This is a genomic window from Sphingobium sp. (assembly GCF_048594625.1).
Classification (GTDB): Bacteria; Pseudomonadota; Alphaproteobacteria; order Sphingomonadales; family Sphingomonadaceae; genus Sphingobium.
Map to the genome: position 1 here is coordinate 40,938 of NZ_JBMDWL010000032.1, position 15,785 is coordinate 56,722.

Annotated in this window: 17 protein-coding genes; 5 read left to right on the forward strand and 12 right to left on the reverse strand. The window is 61.8% G+C overall.

Going from position 1 to position 15,785, the window contains the following annotated elements; all coding sequences use genetic code 11:
* The 5 genes from ACOJSJ_RS04195 to ACOJSJ_RS04215 all read right to left on the reverse strand — a co-directional run bounded on the left by ACOJSJ_RS04195 (position 1) and on the right by ACOJSJ_RS04215 (position 3,700).
* On the reverse strand, positions 1 to 1,389 hold the full coding sequence (locus ACOJSJ_RS04195) for a TIGR03013 family XrtA/PEP-CTERM system glycosyltransferase (protein WP_420143734.1): 1,389 nt from the start codon (positions 1,387 to 1,389) through the stop codon (positions 1 to 3).
* Between the two features lie 215 nt (positions 1,390 to 1,604).
* Positions 1,605 to 1,868 carry a hypothetical protein gene (locus tag ACOJSJ_RS04200; RefSeq protein ID WP_420143735.1) on the reverse strand — a complete coding sequence of 88 codons (264 nt, stop codon included), beginning with the start codon at positions 1,866 to 1,868 and terminating at the stop codon, positions 1,605 to 1,607.
* A gap of 50 nt (positions 1,869 to 1,918) precedes the next feature.
* Entirely contained in the window at positions 1,919 to 2,578 is a 660-nt protein-coding gene (locus ACOJSJ_RS04205; protein ID WP_420143736.1) for a sigma-70 family RNA polymerase sigma factor, read from the reverse strand.
* A 109-nt stretch (positions 2,579 to 2,687) separates the two neighbouring features.
* A complete protein-coding gene (locus ACOJSJ_RS04210) occupies positions 2,688 to 2,819 on the reverse strand; it encodes a hypothetical protein (protein WP_420143737.1) in 132 nt (43 codons plus the stop codon).
* Positions 2,820 to 2,908: 89 nt separating this feature from the next.
* Complete coding sequence (locus tag ACOJSJ_RS04215) at positions 2,909 to 3,700, reverse strand: response regulator (protein WP_420143738.1); 792 nt, start codon at positions 3,698 to 3,700, stop codon at positions 2,909 to 2,911.
* 286 nt (positions 3,701 to 3,986) lie between these two features.
* On the opposite strand from ACOJSJ_RS04215, the gene ACOJSJ_RS04220 reads away from it, so the two are divergent.
* Together ACOJSJ_RS04220 and ACOJSJ_RS04225 are read left to right on the forward strand one after the other, a co-directional pair.
* Positions 3,987 to 4,232, forward strand: coding sequence for a NepR family anti-sigma factor (locus ACOJSJ_RS04220; protein WP_420143739.1), 246 nt, complete (start codon positions 3,987 to 3,989; stop codon positions 4,230 to 4,232).
* 88 nt (positions 4,233 to 4,320) lie between these two features.
* A complete protein-coding gene (locus ACOJSJ_RS04225) occupies positions 4,321 to 5,823 on the forward strand; it encodes a sensor histidine kinase (protein WP_420143769.1) in 1,503 nt (500 codons plus the stop codon).
* A 9-nt stretch (positions 5,824 to 5,832) separates the two neighbouring features.
* Here the strand turns inward: ACOJSJ_RS04225 and tgt are convergent, their stop codons facing one another.
* Both tgt and ACOJSJ_RS04235 read right to left on the reverse strand, forming a co-directional pair.
* The gene (gene tgt, locus ACOJSJ_RS04230; RefSeq protein ID WP_420143740.1) at positions 5,833 to 6,963 is read right to left on the reverse strand and encodes a tRNA guanosine(34) transglycosylase Tgt; all 1,131 of its coding nucleotides are present in this window, start codon (positions 6,961 to 6,963) and stop codon (positions 5,833 to 5,835) included.
* Positions 6,964 to 7,009: 46 nt separating this feature from the next.
* Positions 7,010 to 7,189 carry a hypothetical protein gene (locus ACOJSJ_RS04235; RefSeq protein ID WP_420143741.1) on the reverse strand — a complete coding sequence of 60 codons (180 nt, stop codon included), beginning with the start codon at positions 7,187 to 7,189 and terminating at the stop codon, positions 7,010 to 7,012.
* 361 nt (positions 7,190 to 7,550) lie between these two features.
* Here ACOJSJ_RS04235 and ACOJSJ_RS04240 point away from each other — a divergent pair, with 361 nt between their 5' ends.
* Positions 7,551 to 8,387 (forward strand): crotonase/enoyl-CoA hydratase family protein, encoded by an 837-nt coding sequence (locus ACOJSJ_RS04240; RefSeq protein WP_420143742.1) that lies wholly within the window; start codon positions 7,551 to 7,553, stop codon positions 8,385 to 8,387.
* 43 nt (positions 8,388 to 8,430) lie between these two features.
* Here ACOJSJ_RS04240 and ACOJSJ_RS04245 read toward each other — a convergent pair whose 3' ends face one another.
* Positions 8,431 to 10,422, reverse strand: coding sequence for a putative bifunctional diguanylate cyclase/phosphodiesterase (locus tag ACOJSJ_RS04245; protein ID WP_420143743.1), 1,992 nt, complete (start codon positions 10,420 to 10,422; stop codon positions 8,431 to 8,433).
* Between the two features lie 135 nt (positions 10,423 to 10,557).
* Between ACOJSJ_RS04245 and ACOJSJ_RS04250 the strand changes: the two genes are divergently transcribed.
* Positions 10,558 to 11,292: a GNAT family N-acetyltransferase gene (locus ACOJSJ_RS04250; protein WP_420143744.1), complete on the forward strand. Its 735-nt coding sequence runs from the start codon at positions 10,558 to 10,560 to the stop codon at positions 11,290 to 11,292.
* Here ACOJSJ_RS04250 and ACOJSJ_RS04255 read toward each other — a convergent pair.
* The 3 genes from ACOJSJ_RS04255 to groES all read right to left on the reverse strand — a co-directional run bounded on the left by ACOJSJ_RS04255 (position 11,286) and on the right by groES (position 13,782).
* On the reverse strand, positions 11,286 to 11,492 hold the full coding sequence (locus ACOJSJ_RS04255) for a hypothetical protein (protein ID WP_420143745.1): 207 nt from the start codon (positions 11,490 to 11,492) through the stop codon (positions 11,286 to 11,288). The two genes, ACOJSJ_RS04250 and ACOJSJ_RS04255, sit on opposite strands and share 7 nt — an antisense overlap.
* A 311-nt stretch (positions 11,493 to 11,803) precedes the next feature.
* Entirely contained in the window at positions 11,804 to 13,447 is a 1,644-nt protein-coding gene (gene groL, locus ACOJSJ_RS04260; RefSeq protein WP_420143746.1) for a chaperonin GroEL, read from the reverse strand.
* A gap of 47 nt (positions 13,448 to 13,494) precedes the next feature.
* Complete coding sequence (gene groES, locus ACOJSJ_RS04265) at positions 13,495 to 13,782, reverse strand: co-chaperone GroES (protein ID WP_184266277.1); 288 nt, start codon at positions 13,780 to 13,782, stop codon at positions 13,495 to 13,497.
* 448 nt (positions 13,783 to 14,230) lie between these two features.
* Here groES and yghU point away from each other — a divergent pair, with 448 nt between their 5' ends.
* Complete coding sequence (gene yghU, locus ACOJSJ_RS04270) at positions 14,231 to 15,100, forward strand: glutathione-dependent disulfide-bond oxidoreductase (RefSeq protein ID WP_420143747.1); 870 nt, start codon at positions 14,231 to 14,233, stop codon at positions 15,098 to 15,100.
* A gap of 45 nt (positions 15,101 to 15,145) precedes the next feature.
* On the opposite strand, the gene ACOJSJ_RS04275 is transcribed toward yghU, so the two are convergent.
* On the reverse strand, positions 15,146 to 15,757 hold the full coding sequence (locus ACOJSJ_RS04275; RefSeq protein WP_420143748.1) for an NAD(P)-dependent oxidoreductase: 612 nt from the start codon (positions 15,755 to 15,757) through the stop codon (positions 15,146 to 15,148).
* Between the last annotated feature and the right edge of the window lie 28 nt (positions 15,758 to 15,785).

The window sequence follows — 15,785 nt, forward strand, 5'->3', positions numbered from 1 at the left end:
TCAGCGTGCGCCGTCAGGCCAGAGCACGACGCGCAGGGTCTGGATCAGGATCAGAAGGTCCAGAAACGGCGTATAGTTTTTCGCGTAATAAAGATCATATTCCAGCTTGTTGCGCGCATCTTCTATCGACGCGCCATAAGGATAGTTGATCTGCGCCCAGCCGGTAATGCCGGGCTTTACCATATGCCGTTCGGCATAATAGCGCAGATGCTGCTCCAGGTCCTCGACAAACTGGCGCCGTTCCGGGCGCGGGCCGACGAAGCTCATTTCGCCCTTCAGCACCGTCCATGTCTGGGGCAGTTCATCGATGCGCAATTTGCGCAGCCAATAGCCAAGGCGGGTGATGCGCGGATCGTCCTTTTCGGCCCAGACCGCCTTGCCATCGACTTCGGCGTCCAGCCGCATCGTGCGCAATTTGATGATCCAGAATTCCTGCCCGTATAGGCCGACGCGCTGCTGCCGGTAGAAAGCCGGCCCCTTGCTGTCGAGCTTCACCAAAATGGCGGCCAGCAGGATGACCGGACCGGTCAGCGCCAGCAGGATGGAACTGGCGATGATGTCGAACAGCCGCTTGGCCATGCTGGACAGGCGGCGACCGGCGGAAAAGCCATCCGAAAAGATCAGCCAGCTGGGATTGACGCTGGCCAGATCGACGCGCCCCGTTTCACGTTCGAGGAAGGTCGAAATCTCGTTCACATGGACACCGGTCGTCTTGATGCGCAGCAGATCCTGCAAAGGCAGCGCGTTGCGCCGTTCCTCCAGCGCCAGCACCACTTCGCTGGCGTTCAGCCGCACGACGAAATCCGACAGATTATAGACGGCATCGCGATTGATCGCTTCGGGGATCACCTGAGGCCCGTCATTCATCGCGATGAAGCCGACCACCAGAAAACCCGCGCCGCGCCGCCGTTCCAGTTCCTTGATGCGGTTGGCACGATTGCCCGCGCCCAGAACCACAAGCCGCCGCTTGAACGCTTCACCGCCCAGCATGGAACCGAGCAGCAGGCGCACCGTCACCAGCAGGCCCATGGCAAGGCCCATGGCGTAGAGCGAATTGGAGCGCCACAAGGTCATGCCCGGCAGCAGGAAATAGAGCACCGACAGGAATATGACGCCCAGCGACACCGCCACCAGCAGGCGCGCAAAGGCGAAACGGATCGATTGCAGCGATTCGACGCCATAGACGCCCACGGCGATCATCGCGGTCTGAATCGATATGGCGAAGCTGAGCAGCGGTCCCATGCGGGTCATGACATGATCGACATCCATGCCGATCTGACGCGCGCGCAATATCCACCCGCCTTCAGCTGCGCTCAGCAACAGCGCGAAATCGAGCAGTCCCAGCAGCAGCACCGCGTGCGGCACATAATGTTTGAACAGCCTTATCATTGTCGCGCATGTCCTGCTGGCCGCCGGTCGGCGTACCCTGTTCCAGAGAGCCGGACTTTCTTACAAGAACCGTAAGATATTCCGACAGTGCGCACACCATGGCGTAAATTGGCAAAGAAATGCTAAATCGCATCACAACTGTTTATCGCTGCGATGCGTCATGCCGGGATGACGGGACAGGATGGAGGTTCAGTCCGGCCCCGCCTTGGGACGGATCAGTCCTGATTGCGCAGGGCGTCGGCCGCATTTTGAGCCGCGTCGCCCACGACACGGGCCGCGTCATCAACCGCTCCCGCCGCCTGCGTCACCTTGTCCGCGCGCATATCGTCGCGCCGATCATTGGTCAGATAAAAAAAGCCGATGGCCAAGACAAGCGCCAGAGCGACAAGCCCAAAAACGACGCCGCCGCCATGGGATTGCGGCGCCGCCGAAACATGGTGCGGCGGCGCGGGGTCATGCGGAGGGGTAAGATCGGCCATGGAACGGCTCCTTTATCCGTTAAACGGATGGCGGAGCGCGATCGTTCCAGTCATTCCTCTTCTTCACCGCCAGCGTCATTGCCAATGCTGCGACCACGGCTCAGGCGATCGACGTCATCCATGATTTCGTCCAGCACCGCCGAATCCGTCGTTTCCTGACTGCGCCGCGATGGCAGGTCGCCATTTTCCATAATCTGTTCCAGCGCCGCCCGACCGCGCGCAACGCGGCTCTTGATAGTGCCCACGGCGACACCGCAGATTTCAGCGGCCTCTTCATAGGCGAAACCGCCGGCACCGACCAGGATCAACGCTTCACGCTGAGGCTGCGGCAATTGCAGCAGGGCACGCTGCATGTCGGATAGTTCGACATGCTTGTCCTGCCCCGCCGGAGCCGCCAATATGCGTTCCGCCGTCAGATCGTCCCAATCGCCACGGAAGCGCGAACGGCGCATTTGCGACAGATAATGGTTGCGCAGGATGATGAATGTCCAGGCACGCATGTTGGTGCCCGCCTGAAACCGGTTACGCGCAGCCCATGCCTTCAGCAGGGTTTCCTGCACCAGATCATCGGCAACATCGCGGTTACCCGACAGCGATCGGCCGAATGCGCGCAGATGCGGAATGACGGCTGCCAGTTCCCGCTTGAAATCCGAGTCGGACAAGGCGGCCCGTTCTTCGATACCGCCGATTTCGCCAACGTCTTCATCCATGGGAGCCACTCCCGTGCCGCCACTCGCCCTCGCCGCATGAACCGACGTCGTCAAAGCCATAAGCGCATCCGTACCCTAAACCGATCACTGTAAAAGACCATCTTCCCGTCTACCGCCACAGCACGAAAAGCATGGCAATGACGGCCAGAGCCAACGAGATGCCGAGGACATAGCGAACGACATGAGGGGTTTCGCCTGCGCGAGCATCCTCTGCATCGATATGCTTTTCCGGTTCGGTCATAACGTGTCTCCCGATCGTTACGCATGATTAACGCAGCGCCACGACCGGGGTTCCGTAAATTCTGCCTGCTTTATGTTCAGGCGCGAAGTTCAGGCCGGGGCGGTCGCCTCATCAAAGAACAACGCCTGCGAAATCGACGCCTTTACCGTCGAACGCTGGAACGGCTTGGTGATAAGGAAGGTGGGTTCCGGACGCTCGCCCGTCAGCAGACGTTCGGGAAAGGCCGTGATGAAGATGACGGGCACGGAAAATTCGGCCAGAATATCCTTCACCGCGTCGATGCCGCTGCTGTCGTCGGCCAGCTGAATGTCGGCCAGCACCAGGCCCGGACGATCCGCCAGCGCTTCGCGCACGGCATCTTCGCGGGTCACGGCAATGGCGGTAACGTCATGGCCCAGATCACGGACGATGGTTTCGATGTCCATCGCGATGATCGGTTCATCCTCGATGATCAGCACTTTCGCGCGCGTCTGCAACTCGATCTCGCCCAGCGCTTCTTCGACCAGCGCCTCGACATCATTGCTGTTGAGGCCGATCAGATAGGCGACGTCATCGACGGTGAAGCCTTCCAGCGCGGTCAGTAACAGCGCCTGACGCGGCAGCGGGGTCAGCCGGGCAAGGCGCGCCTGCGCCACGGCTTCGCGACCGGCGCCAGCGGACGAGGGCAGATCCTCCAGATGCGAGGAAGACCAAATCGCCTGAAACGTCTTGTAAAGGCCGAGGCGCGGGTCGACGTCGCTGGGAAATTCCTCCGGTGCTGCGACGATGGCTTCCAGCGCCGCGCGGACATAGGCATCGCCATGGGTCTGGCTGCCGGTCAGCGCCCGCGCATAGCGCCGCAGAAACGGAAGGTGAGGGTGCAGTTGCTGTCCAAGCGACATTTTCTAGTCTTCTCCCTGCCCGTCGGGGCATGATTGTCCCGAAGCATGGGAACCACTGGAAGGATGGAATGTCGATGCCGTCATGACAACCCCCCGATGCCCCAAAAGCCGCGCTGATGCGCCCGGCGTAAAAAATGCTTCGATGGTGGGGAACCAACGACGGACGGATTTGTTTCGCATCCATATGGTTTTTTCGACGCTATCGTGAATTTCCCATGGATTGCACGGTTGTACGAATTGACGTCATGACGCAAACCCGCGAAACGGGCGAACCGGGATGGCGGTAATGACTGCAAAGGGGCTGGTTTTGGTTTCTTCAACGACGGAGCGGGACGTGGCAGGTAATGACGAGACTGCCGCAACCGCACCCCGCAAGGCGCAGGCGAAAAGCGCCGCGGGGCGACAAAAGGCTCAGCCTGCTCCGGGAAAAGAGGATAATCACGTGTCGCAGGCGCTGCGCACCGTTTATCAGCGCGCCGTGGACGAGGATATTCCGTCCGAAATGCTGGATCTGCTGAGCAAGCTGGACTGATACGGCCATGATGGGGGGAAGCCTTCCTCCGACTGCCCGATTGATGGTCGGGCCGTTGCTGCATTTTTTCCGGTCCACCGGCGTCAAGATGTTCCTCATCCTGACTCTGGCCTTGTTGCCGCTGGGGCTGATCGCGCTGATCGCATCGCTTCAGGCGATCCGCACCGCCGATCTTGAAAAGGAAGCCCTGCTGCGCGTGGCCGTGACGCAAAGCGCGCGCAAGCTGACCGCCGATCTGCAATCGGATCGCACAGCGCTGGAAATTACCGTCAACGCCATGGCCAATAATGCGGCGGACAAGGGCATGTGTCGGCGGCTGTCCTTTTTCCTGACGTCGCATGATACGGAAGGCGGGCAATTTTACATCTATGATCGGGAAGGCCGCCGGATTTGCAGTTCGTCGCAGCGCGAACCGGCAGGGATAGCCCCTGCCGACCGTTTCGCCCGGCCGATCGCGACATTGCTGCCCAACCACCTCGTCAGCCGGGTCCGCAGCGGCAACGGCCGGTTCGTCGCGCTGTCCTATTATTCGCGCGCGCATCTGGAAAGCGTCGCCGATCCGGCCACCGCGCTGCAAAATCGGCAGCTCAGCCTGCATCAGGGCCAGCAGCAGCTGCTGGTCAGCCGGTCACATGGCGATGTTGCGGGCCATGGTACCAGCCTGTCGGCACGGCTCGATCCGCCCGACATATTGCTGACCATGACGGTGCGCGAACCGCCCGCCACGCTGGCGCGGCTGTTGTCGCTGTTCCTGCCGCTGGTCATGTGGTTCGCCGCCGCCGCGATCGGATGGTTCGTGGTCAACCGGCTGCTGATCCGTCCGCTGGTGCTGTTGCGCCGCGTCGTCGCATCCTATCAGCCCGGTCAGGTTCTGGAGCCGTTGCAGCGGTTGCGGACCCCTGCGCAGGAGATCATGGCGCTGGGCGAGACATTCCATGAAATCAGCAAGGATGTCGCCACGCATGAGGCGGAGATGGCCGACAGCCTGGACACCCAGCGCAAATTGACGCGCGAAGTGCATCACCGGGTCAAGAACAACCTTCAGATCATCGCCAGCCTGATCAACCTGCATGCCCGATCCGCGCATGAGGCGGAGGCGATAGAAGCCTATGCGTCGATCCAGCGCCGAGTCGATGCGCTGTCGGTCGTCCACCGCAATCATTTTGCCGAGCTGGAGGAAAATCGCGGCGTGGGCGTCCGCCCGCTGATCAGCGAATTGTCGGCCAGCCTGCGCGGCACCGCCCCCGCCGCCGCCCGCCGCTTCGCGATCCAGATCGACAGTGACAATCTGCACATCAGTCAGGATGTCGCCGTACCCATCGCATTTCTGCTGACCGAACTGGTCGAACTGGCGATGATGCAGGCGCCTACGGCGTCGATGCGCATATCGGTGCAGCTGGAGCCGGGCCGTGACGACCGGGCGCAGTTGATGGTGCGATCGTCCGGTCTCAAGACGTCGGAGGCGATGGCCAGCCATCTGGACGAACGCTATGGCCGGGTGCTGACCGGCCTGTCGCGCCAGCTGCGCGCGCCGCTGGACTATGATGGCGAAAAGGGCTGTTACGCCATCGCCATCACTGTCATTCCCTGATCCGAACCGTCAGACCCGCTGGTAATCCCGGCGGAAATCGGCCGTGAAACGGGTCAGGGTGCCCGCGGCGATATTGTCGCGCAGCCCCTGCATCAGCTCCTGATAGAAATGGATATTATGCTGCGTCATCAACATGGCGCCCAGCATTTCCCCCGCCTTCACAAGATGATGCAGATAGGCGCGGCTCCATGTCGCGCAGACCGGGCAACCGCAGCGCGGGTCGAGCGGACCCTGATCCTCGTTGAATTTGGCATTGCGGATGTTGAGCGGCCCGGCCCAGGTAAAGGCCTGCCCGTTACGGCCCGACCGGGTCGGCAGCACGCAATCGAACATGTCGATGCCGCGTTCCACCGCGCCGACGATGTCGTCGGGCTTGCCTACGCCCATCAGATAGCGGGGTTTGTCCTGCGGCAGCATGTCGGGCGCGAAGTCCAGTGTGGCGAACATCGCTTCCTGCCCCTCCCCCACGGCCAACCCGCCAACGGCATAGCCGTCGAAGCCGATGTCGATCAGCTTGTCCGCCGATATGCGGCGCAGCCCTTCGTCCAGCGATCCCTGCTGGATGCCGAAAAGAGCGGCGCGATCCGCATGGTCGCCGCCCGCATCAAATCCCTCGCGCGACCGCTTCGCCCAGCGCATGGAGCGTTCCATGGATTTCGCCGCCTCATCATGGGTCGCGCCATTTTTCGTGCATTCGTCGAATGCCATGACGATGTCGCTGTCCAGCAGCCGCTGGATTTCCATCGACCGTTCGGGCGTCAGCATATGTTTCGACCCGTCTATATGGCTGGAAAAGGCGACGCCCTCCTCGCTCATCTTGGTCAGCGCAGACAGGCTCATCACCTGATAGCCGCCGCTGTCGGTCAGGATCGGCCGGTCCCAGCCCATGAAGCCATGCAGGCCACCCAGCCGCGCCATACGTTCGGCGCCCGGCCGCAGCATCAGATGATAGGTGTTGCCAAGGATGATGTCGGCGCCCGTCGCGCGCACTTCCGCCGGGCGCAGCGCCTTGACGGTGGCAGCAGTACCCACGGGCATGAAGGCAGGCGTGCGGATTTCGCCGCGCTGCATCTGGATCGCGCCGGTCCGCGCCTTGCCATCGGTCGCGCTGATCGAGAAGGAGAAACGAGTTTTGGTCATCGCCGCGCTCTAAAGGCGAAGCGGCCCGGTTTCAAGAATGGCGGGATCACCCCGCCCGGCGTACGCCTTCAAACAGGGCCATCGCATCGATATTGAACCCGTCGACCCGGCGATAGGGACCGATGAAACGCAGGCAGTCCGCCGAAAGCCGCAGGGGCCATGGCGTGCCATCCTCATCGTGGAGGGCTAGGGTAACGCGGTGGGTCGTCGGACGGCGTTCTTTCATGGGCCTGCGTATAATTAACAAAGGTTAACAAAGACCTGCGCCGAAATAGCCCATACCCAACCGGGTAATTTGTGTCCTTCGCGCCACAGCGACTCCGCTTTGCGACCTTTTAGGGCGGCGAAGATGCAACAGTCATACCCTAAAATGGTTAACGCACTGTCAACCATGATCTGTTGCGTTGCATCATGCGCGTCAGCCTGTTCTGTTCACGCGGAATAGAAAAGCGGGGTCGCATATGATTGATTCAGGGCGGTTTAATGCGTCAGGACGCGAGCTGGATACGGCATCTGACAGCCGTTTCCCGTCGCAGGAAAGGCATTTTGACGCTACGGAAAGCAGCAAACTGAGTCAGAATGAAACATTGGCGAATCTGTCGACGATGTTCGATCTGGGCCAGATCGACGTGCAATGGGATGCGCCGCTGGAAACATTATGGGCGTTCATGACTCCCCATGAGCGGCCGAATTTTTCCATGGCGATGCTGCGCGACGTGAGAACATGGTATGTCGAAAGCAAGCGGCTGTTCGACGCCGGGCAATTGCCGATCAAATATCTGGTCGCCGGATCGCGCTTTCCCGGCGTGTTCAACCTTGGCGGCGATCTGGAACTGTTTGCCGGTTGCATCGAACGCGGCGACCTGCCCGGCCTGATCGATTATGGCCATGCCTGTATCGACGTGGTGAACCGGACATGGCGCAATGGCGACATGCCGGTGATTTCCATCGCATTGGCGCAGGGGGACGCACTGGGCGGCGGATTCGAAGCGCTACTGTGTTTCGACATGGTGATCGCCGAACGCAGCGCCCGTTTCGGCCTGCCCGAAATGCTGTTTGGCCTGTTCCCCGGCATGGGTGCCTATTCCATTCTGGCTCGTAAGCTCGGCCGATTGATGGCGGAACGCATGATCCTGTCGGGTAAGGTCTACAGCGCCGAAGAAATGTATGACATGGGCATCGTTCACAAGCTGGTGGAAGATGGCGAAGGCGAAGCGGCGGTGCGCGATCATATCCAGTCCACCCGCGCCCATCATTCGGGCCATGTCGGCGTGTTTCAGGCCGGGCGTCGGGTCGATCCCCTCGATTATGACGAATTGAAGGACATCGTCGAAAACTGGGCCGCTTCGGCGGTCAAGATCGACCTGAAGGACATGCGGATGATGCGCCGCCTTGCCTCTGCCCAGACGCGGCTGACGCGCTGACGATGGGCCATTTCGTCGCCGGACCTGCCGTCCGGCGGCGACCTCAGGCTGATTTGCGGTCGTGGATCAGGCCGACCATATCCTGCCCCTGCAACTGCATGCGGGCCATCAGGTCCAGTAGGTCTTCGACCGGCATGGGCTTGGCCAGTACGAACCCCTGAACATTGGTGAAACCGACTTCGCGCGCATAACGCAGCTGTTCTTCGGTTTCGATCCCTTCGGCCACCGTTTCCACATCCAGCGAATGAGCCAGATAAGCCACCGATTGCGCAATCGCGCGATCGCGCGGATTTTCGCCGACCCCGCGCATGAAGCTCTGATCCACCTTGATGGTGTCGAAGGCATGGGATCGCAGCGACCCAAGCGAGGAATAGCCGGTCCCGAAATCGTCCAGCGCCAGCCGCAGCCCGATCCTGCGCAATTCGGCCAGGATCAGGTGCGTGCGCCCGTCATCTTCCAGGAAGGTCGATTCGGTGACCTCCAGCTCCAGCCGCCGCGCGCGCATCCCGGCCTTTAGCAACGCGCCGACCACGGAACGCGAAAGGCCCTCGCTCTTGATGAGCGCGGGCGAGATGTTGACGGCGACGCGAATATCCTCGTCCCAGGCCATGGCGTCCATGCAGGCGCGCTCCAGCGCCCACATGGTGATCGGCTCGATCAGCGAGCTACTCTCCGCGATGGGAATGAACTCGCCGGGGGAAATCGGCCCCAACCGTGGGTGGGTCCATCGCATCAGCGCTTCGCAGATGACGATGCGCCCCGTTTCGGTATTGAATATCGGCTGATAATGGAGCCGCAAATCGCCGTTGGCCAGCGCGGTACGCAGCCCCGCCTCCAGTTCATAGACGCGGTTCTGCCGTTCCTTCATGCTCCAGTTGAAGCGGCTGTGCCGGTTACGGCCACCATGTTTGGACTGATAGAGGGCAAGGTCCGCATGTTGCAGCAGTTCATCGCCATCGCGGCCATCGGCCGGTGCCACCGCAATGCCCATGGACGCGGTGACGATCAGATTATGCCCACCCGCTTCGAACGGATCGCCAAATTCGCGCATGACGTCGCTCGCCACCGATTCGGCGACGACGCGATCGGCATGGGGGCAGATGACGATGAATTCATCGCCGCCAAAACGCGCCACATGGCCGCGCCCGCTGACGGCATTGTTCAGCCGCTGCGCCACCTGACACAGCAGCTGATCGCCCACGATATGGCCCAGCGTGTCGTTGATTTCCTTGAACCGGTCGAGGTCCATCCACAAAACGGCCATGGCTTCATGGTCGTTGCGCCGCTGATCGAACAGGTCGCGCAGGCGCATCTGCATCGCCATGCGGTTTTCGACGCCGGTCAGGCTGTCAAACCGCGCCAGCTTTTCGAATTTCCAGGCGAGATTGGCCTTTTCATTCTTGGCCAGCAGCGCGTCGAGCACGATGCGGTGCGTCGTCTTCGTGATTTCCGCCATGGCGAAGATCATCAGGAAACACAGGACGCCCAGAACCTTATAGCCAAAACCGCCAGCCATGATGAGGCCGATGGAGGTCGGCAGCAGCGAAAAGCAGGTCTGCCCCACGGCCACATGCACGCGCCCGGCATTACGGCCCGAAATACCGCCGGCATAGGATGCGACCATCCCCACGCTGAGCACATGCAGGCTGGCCGCATCGGTCAGGGTCAGCGTGGCGAAAGCGTGCAACCCCAGCAGCGCAGCATAGACCCACGCGCCCGTTTCATAGGCCATGCCCCAGATCGGGCTGGCAGGCGCTTCCTTGTCCGCCAGCTGCCGCTGAAAATAGACGGCCGAAATGGAGCGGCTGATCCCCACGATCAGGATCAGCGCGGAAATGATGGTGATGGGCAACAGCTGCGCATACCAGGCGACGACCAGCCCCAGCGATCCGCCCGATATGGCGCCACTCAGCAGCGAGGCTGGCGAAGCGTATAAAGCCTTGACGAGACTGTCCTTCACCTCAGCGCTCTGTTGAGACTGGGGCGTCAGACGATCGCGCAGCTTGGCGCTAAGGGGAGCAAACAGGCGGTCCACGTTGCTGCCTTATCGCCGGTCACGATTGCCATTTGGTAAACGAAGGGTTGGCGATGCGGAGCAGAACGGTAGGAAAGCTAAGGAGAATCGGCACTTTCCGTCCGCGGTTGCAAATATTGTCGCCAGCGAAACGAAATGATAGGCCCGCCCCATCATCGCCATGCATCCGGAAAGGGCAGCATCATCCATCCGCTCGACCATCCCGTCTGGAACAGCCTGCGCCATGGCTGGTCAGCGCTGGCGCAGGGCGATGCGCTGGCGCTGCGGCTCGATCCCGACCATGGTCCCTTTGCGGCCGCCGCGACACGGGACGATGCCGGACGCGCGGCTCTGGCGGCTCTGACGCCAGATGACGGCGAATTATGGATGATCGGTCCCGACGCATTGTCGCCGCCACCCGGAGTCCATGTCATGCGCACCGCCATGCTGACCCAGATGGTCGCCGACAGGGTGACAGACGATGGCCCCGCCCTGCCCGACTGGCATATTCTGGGCGAAGAGGATGGACCCGCCATGCTGGAACTGGCGCTGTTGACCAAGCCCGGCCCTTTCAGGAGGCATACGCACCGGCTGGGGCGCTTCATCGGCGTGCGCGACGAAGATGGACGCCTGGCCGCGATGGCGGGGGAGCGGATGCGCCTGCCCGGCTTTACGGAGGTCAGTGGCGTATGCACCCACCCCAACTGGCGCGGCCGGGGGCTGGCGGGCGCATTGATGCGCATGGTGATGCGCGCGATGCTGGACCGCGGCGAAACGCCATTCCTGCATGCCTATGCCAGCCATGACCGGACCATCGCGCTCTATCGCGGCCTGGGGTTCGCGGTGCGGGCGGAATTGCCGATGATGGTGGTCGGCTGGACGGATCAGTAGATATCTTCACCCGCAAGGCCCGCCAACGTGATCAGCGCCATACCGGTGTCCCGCACGACTCCATCGCGCGGCGACCATCGTTCGGCGAAATGCAGGCCGTCCGCATCGCTCAGTTCGATCAGCCAGTGCGCGCCGTCCAGACCGGGCGGACCGCGGCGGCATGAGTGATGGTGCCTGCGCGCTGGATAGCACGGTCGCATAAGAGCGCAGCCATGCTTCGTTGACCAGCGGGATGGCGTGGACGCGATCGCCATGAAGGCGGTCATGTGTCGCCGTCTGCGGCGGGAAATAGTGCCGGATCGGGAGGTTCCTGGCGCCGCAGTCGGAGCAGTCGCCAGCAACAGCGCGATCATCAGGGATGACATATATCCTCCGTCGGGATGCGAAGGATGGCAGGCAAGCGGTCCGTACGAAAGGAGAAAGGCCGGTGGATCGCTCCACCGGCCTTTCTTTTATCAGGCTTTCACCTGGAGGCATGAGATCCCGGCCTGCGCCGGGATGACACTTCCTGTCAGAAGTCCATGCCGCCCATGCCGCCCATGCCACCCGGCATTGCGGGAGCAGCCGACTTGTCTTCCGGCAGTTCCGAAACGGCGGCTTCGGTGGTGATCAGCAGACCAGCAACCGAGGCAGCGTTCTGGAGCGCGGTGCGCACGACCTTGGTCGGGTCGATGACGCCGGCGGCGACGAGGTTTTCATAGGTGTCGGTCGAAGCGTTGAAGCCGAACGAGGTGTCGTCCTGATCCAGCAGCTTGCCCGAAACGACGGCGCCGTCATGACCGGCGTTGCTGGCGATCTGGCGAACCAGAGCGGTCAGCGACTTGCGGACGATGTCGATGCCGCGGGTCTGGTCGTCGTTCGCGCCGGTGACGCCTTCGAGAGCCTTGGTCGCGTACAGCAGGGCGGTGCCGCCACCGGGGACGATGCCTTCTTCGACGGCTGCGCGCGTGGCGTGCAGGGCGTCATCGACGCGATCCTTGCGTTCCTTGACTTCGACTTCCGTCGCGCCGCCGACCTTGATGACGGCCACGCCGCCAGCGAGCTTGGCCAGACGTTCCTGCAGCTTTTCACGGTCATAGTCCGAAGTGGTGACTTCGATCTGCGCACGGATCTGTTCGGTGCGGCCCTTGATCGATTCGGCTTCACCGGCGCCATCGACGATGGTGGTGTTGTCCTTGTCGATGGTGACGCGCTTGGCAGTGCCGAGCATGCCGAGCGTGACGTTTTCGAGCTTGATGCCGAGGTCTTCGGAAATCACTTCGCCCTTGGTCAGGACGGCGATGTCTTCCAGCATGGCCTTGCGGCGGTCGCCGAAGCCCGGTGCCTTGACCGCCGCGACCTTCAGGCCACCGCGCAGCTTGTTGACGACCAGGGTCGCCAGCGCTTCGCCTTCAATGTCTTCCGCGATGATCAGCAGCGGACGGCCCGACTGAACGACGGCTTCCAGAATGGGAAGGATCGACTGAAGGTTCGACAGCTTCTTTTCGTGGATCAGGATGTACGGGTCGGCAAGTTCGACCGCCATCTTTTCCGGGTTGGTGATGAAGTAGGGCGACAGGTAACCGCGGTCGAACTGCATGCCTTCCACGACGTCCAATTCGAAGTCGAGACCCTTGGCCTCTTCCACGGTGATCACGCCTTCCTTGCCAACCTTTTCCATGGCTTCGGCGATCTTTTCGCCGACTTCGCGGTCGCCATTGGCGGAAATGATGCCGACCTGGGCAACTTCCGACGAACCGGCAACCGGCTTCGAACGCGACTTGATGTCTTCGACGACGTTGGCGACGGCGAGGTCGATGCCGCGCTTCAGGTCCATCGGGTTCATGCCGGCGGCAACCGACTTCATGCCTTCGCGCACGATGGCCTGGGCCAGGACGGTCGCGGTGGTGGTGCCGTCACCGGCGATGTCGTTGGTCTTCGACGCCACTTCGCGCACCATCTGGGCGCCCATATTTTCGAACTTGTCCTTCAGTTCGATTTCCTTGGCGACCGAAACACCGTCCTTGGTGATGCGGGGCGCGCCGAAGCTCTTGTCGATGACGACGTTGCGGCCCTTCGGCCCCAGGGTCACCTTGACCGCGTCGGCCAGGATGTCGACGCCGCGCAGGATGCGCTCACGAGCGTCACGCGAAAACTTTACGTCCTTCGCTGCCATGATCATTTACCTTTCAAGAAAATAGTTGGGATGGAAATGCGCGAAGCTCAGGCGATAACGCCGAGGATGTCACTTTCCTTCATGATGAGCAGGTCTTCACCGTCGACCTTGACTTCGGTGCCCGACCATTTGCCGAACAGCACGCGGTCGCCAGCCTTGACGTCCAGCGGGGTCACCTTGCCGTCTTCGGCCTTGTTACCCGAACCCACAGAGACGATTTCGCCTTCCTGCGGCTTTTCCTTGGCGGTGTCGGGGATGATGATGCCACCGGCAGTCTTCGCTTCCGCTTCGATGCGGCGAACGAGAACGCGGTCATGCAACGGACGAAATGCCATGTTGATTGCCTTTCCCTTGGCGTATTTGGGATGGGGCGCAGCGAGAGGGAAACCGGAGTCGCACTCCGGAAATGCCCTGTTCGCCTGTCCTTCTCCCGATGAACTCTTCGTTGTTAGCACTCACCGATCAGGAGTGCTAGCGGCATGCATATGGAAAAGTCGTGGTCCTGGTCAAGGGCGGCGTGGCGGAAAAATTTCGATCTTCGTTTCAGGCCGGGGCACGACACGGGCCGCGTCATAGCCGCGCCCCGCCGTCCGGTCATGCCACCAGCGACGGACTGCGCGGATATTGCGGCTGTTCAAGTCTATTAACGGTACGAGTCATTTTGATGACGACGGTCCGCATCGGATAATGAGAATTAATCATCGATGCCCGCAGTCGCATCGGTTGCGGGGGGCCGGGCCGCTTCCTACCTGCGGGCCACATCATCTATCGGAGACGGCCCGCATGACCGACAGCTATACCCCGCCCAAAGTCTGGACCTGGAACAAGGACGACGCCGGTCCCTTCGCCAATATCAACCGGCCGATCGCGGGCGCGACCCATGACCTGACGCTGCCGGTCGGCCAGCATCCGTTTCAGCTCTACTCGCTCGCCACGCCCAATGGGCAGAAGGTGACGATCATGCTGGAAGAATTGCTGGAGGCGGGGGTTTCCGCCGCCGAATATGACGCCTGGCTGATCAAGATCGGCGAAGGCGACCAGTTCGGCAGCGATTTCGTCGCCATCAATCCCAACAGCAAGATCCCCGCCCTGCTGGACCATAGCGTATCGCCGCCGCAGCGCGTGTTCGAATCCGGTTCCATCCTTCTGTATCTGGCGGAGAAATTCGGCAAGTTCCTGCCCACCGATCCGGCCGGGCGGACGGAGACGCTGAACTGGCTGTTCTGGCAGATGGCCGCCGCGCCGATATTGGGCGGGGGTTTCGGCCATTTCTTCGCCTATGCGCCCGAAAAGTTCGAATATCCGATCAACCGCTATACGATGGAGGCCAAACGGCAGCTGGACGTGCTCGACCGGCAGCTGGCGCACAGCGAATATATCGCCGGAGCCGACTACACCATCGCCGACATGGCGATCTGGCCCTGGTATGGCGGTATCGTGCTGGGCCGCGCCTATAATGCGGCGGAATTTCTGGACGCGGGCAGTTACAAAAATCTGTTGCGCTGGGCGCAGCAGATCGATGCCCGCCCGGCGGTGACGCGCGGACGCATGGTCAACAAGATGAACGGGCCGCTGGAAGAACAATTGCGCGAACGGCACGACGCGGGCGACTTCGCCACGAAGACGCAGGACAAGCTGGAAGGCGCGGCATAACATGAAGAGGGTGGCCCCAATGGCGGCCACCCTCCCCGATCCGGATCAATAGCCCACGGTAAAGCGTGCCCGGCTGTGGCGCGGCTGTTCGATTTCATCGACCAGCGCGATGGCGTAGTCGGCGTAGGAAATGCTGCTGTTACCGTCCGCATCGACCAGCAGCGCGTCCGTGCCAAGGCGGAACTGGCCCTTGCGATCGCCTTCGAAGAAATAGGCGGACGGCGACAGGAAGGTCCAGTCGATGTCGCCGACCCGGCGCAGATAGTTCAGGAAATCGCTGCCCCGTCCGGCCTCGACCTTGTAGGCTTCGGGAAATTCAGGGGTGGTGATGAGCGGCACGCCCGGCGCGACCTCCAGACTGCCCGCACCGCCGACGACCAGATAGCGCGGCACGCCCGACGCGCGCACCACATCCACCAGTGACGCAGGATCGGTATCGGCAAACATGACCGCACTGACCACGACGTCATGCCCCCGGATGGTTTCGGCAAGGGCGTCCGGATGATTGACGTCGCCAGCCGCCGCCATGACGCCATCTGCCACGACTGCATTTTCCGGATGCCGCGAAATGGCCGTCACCTGATGCCCCCGCCGCGCCAGTTCGGCGCTGATTTCCCGCCCTGCCCGACCGCTGCCGCCGATGACCGCTACCTTCATGCCATATCTCCATAGGTGGTTACCAATG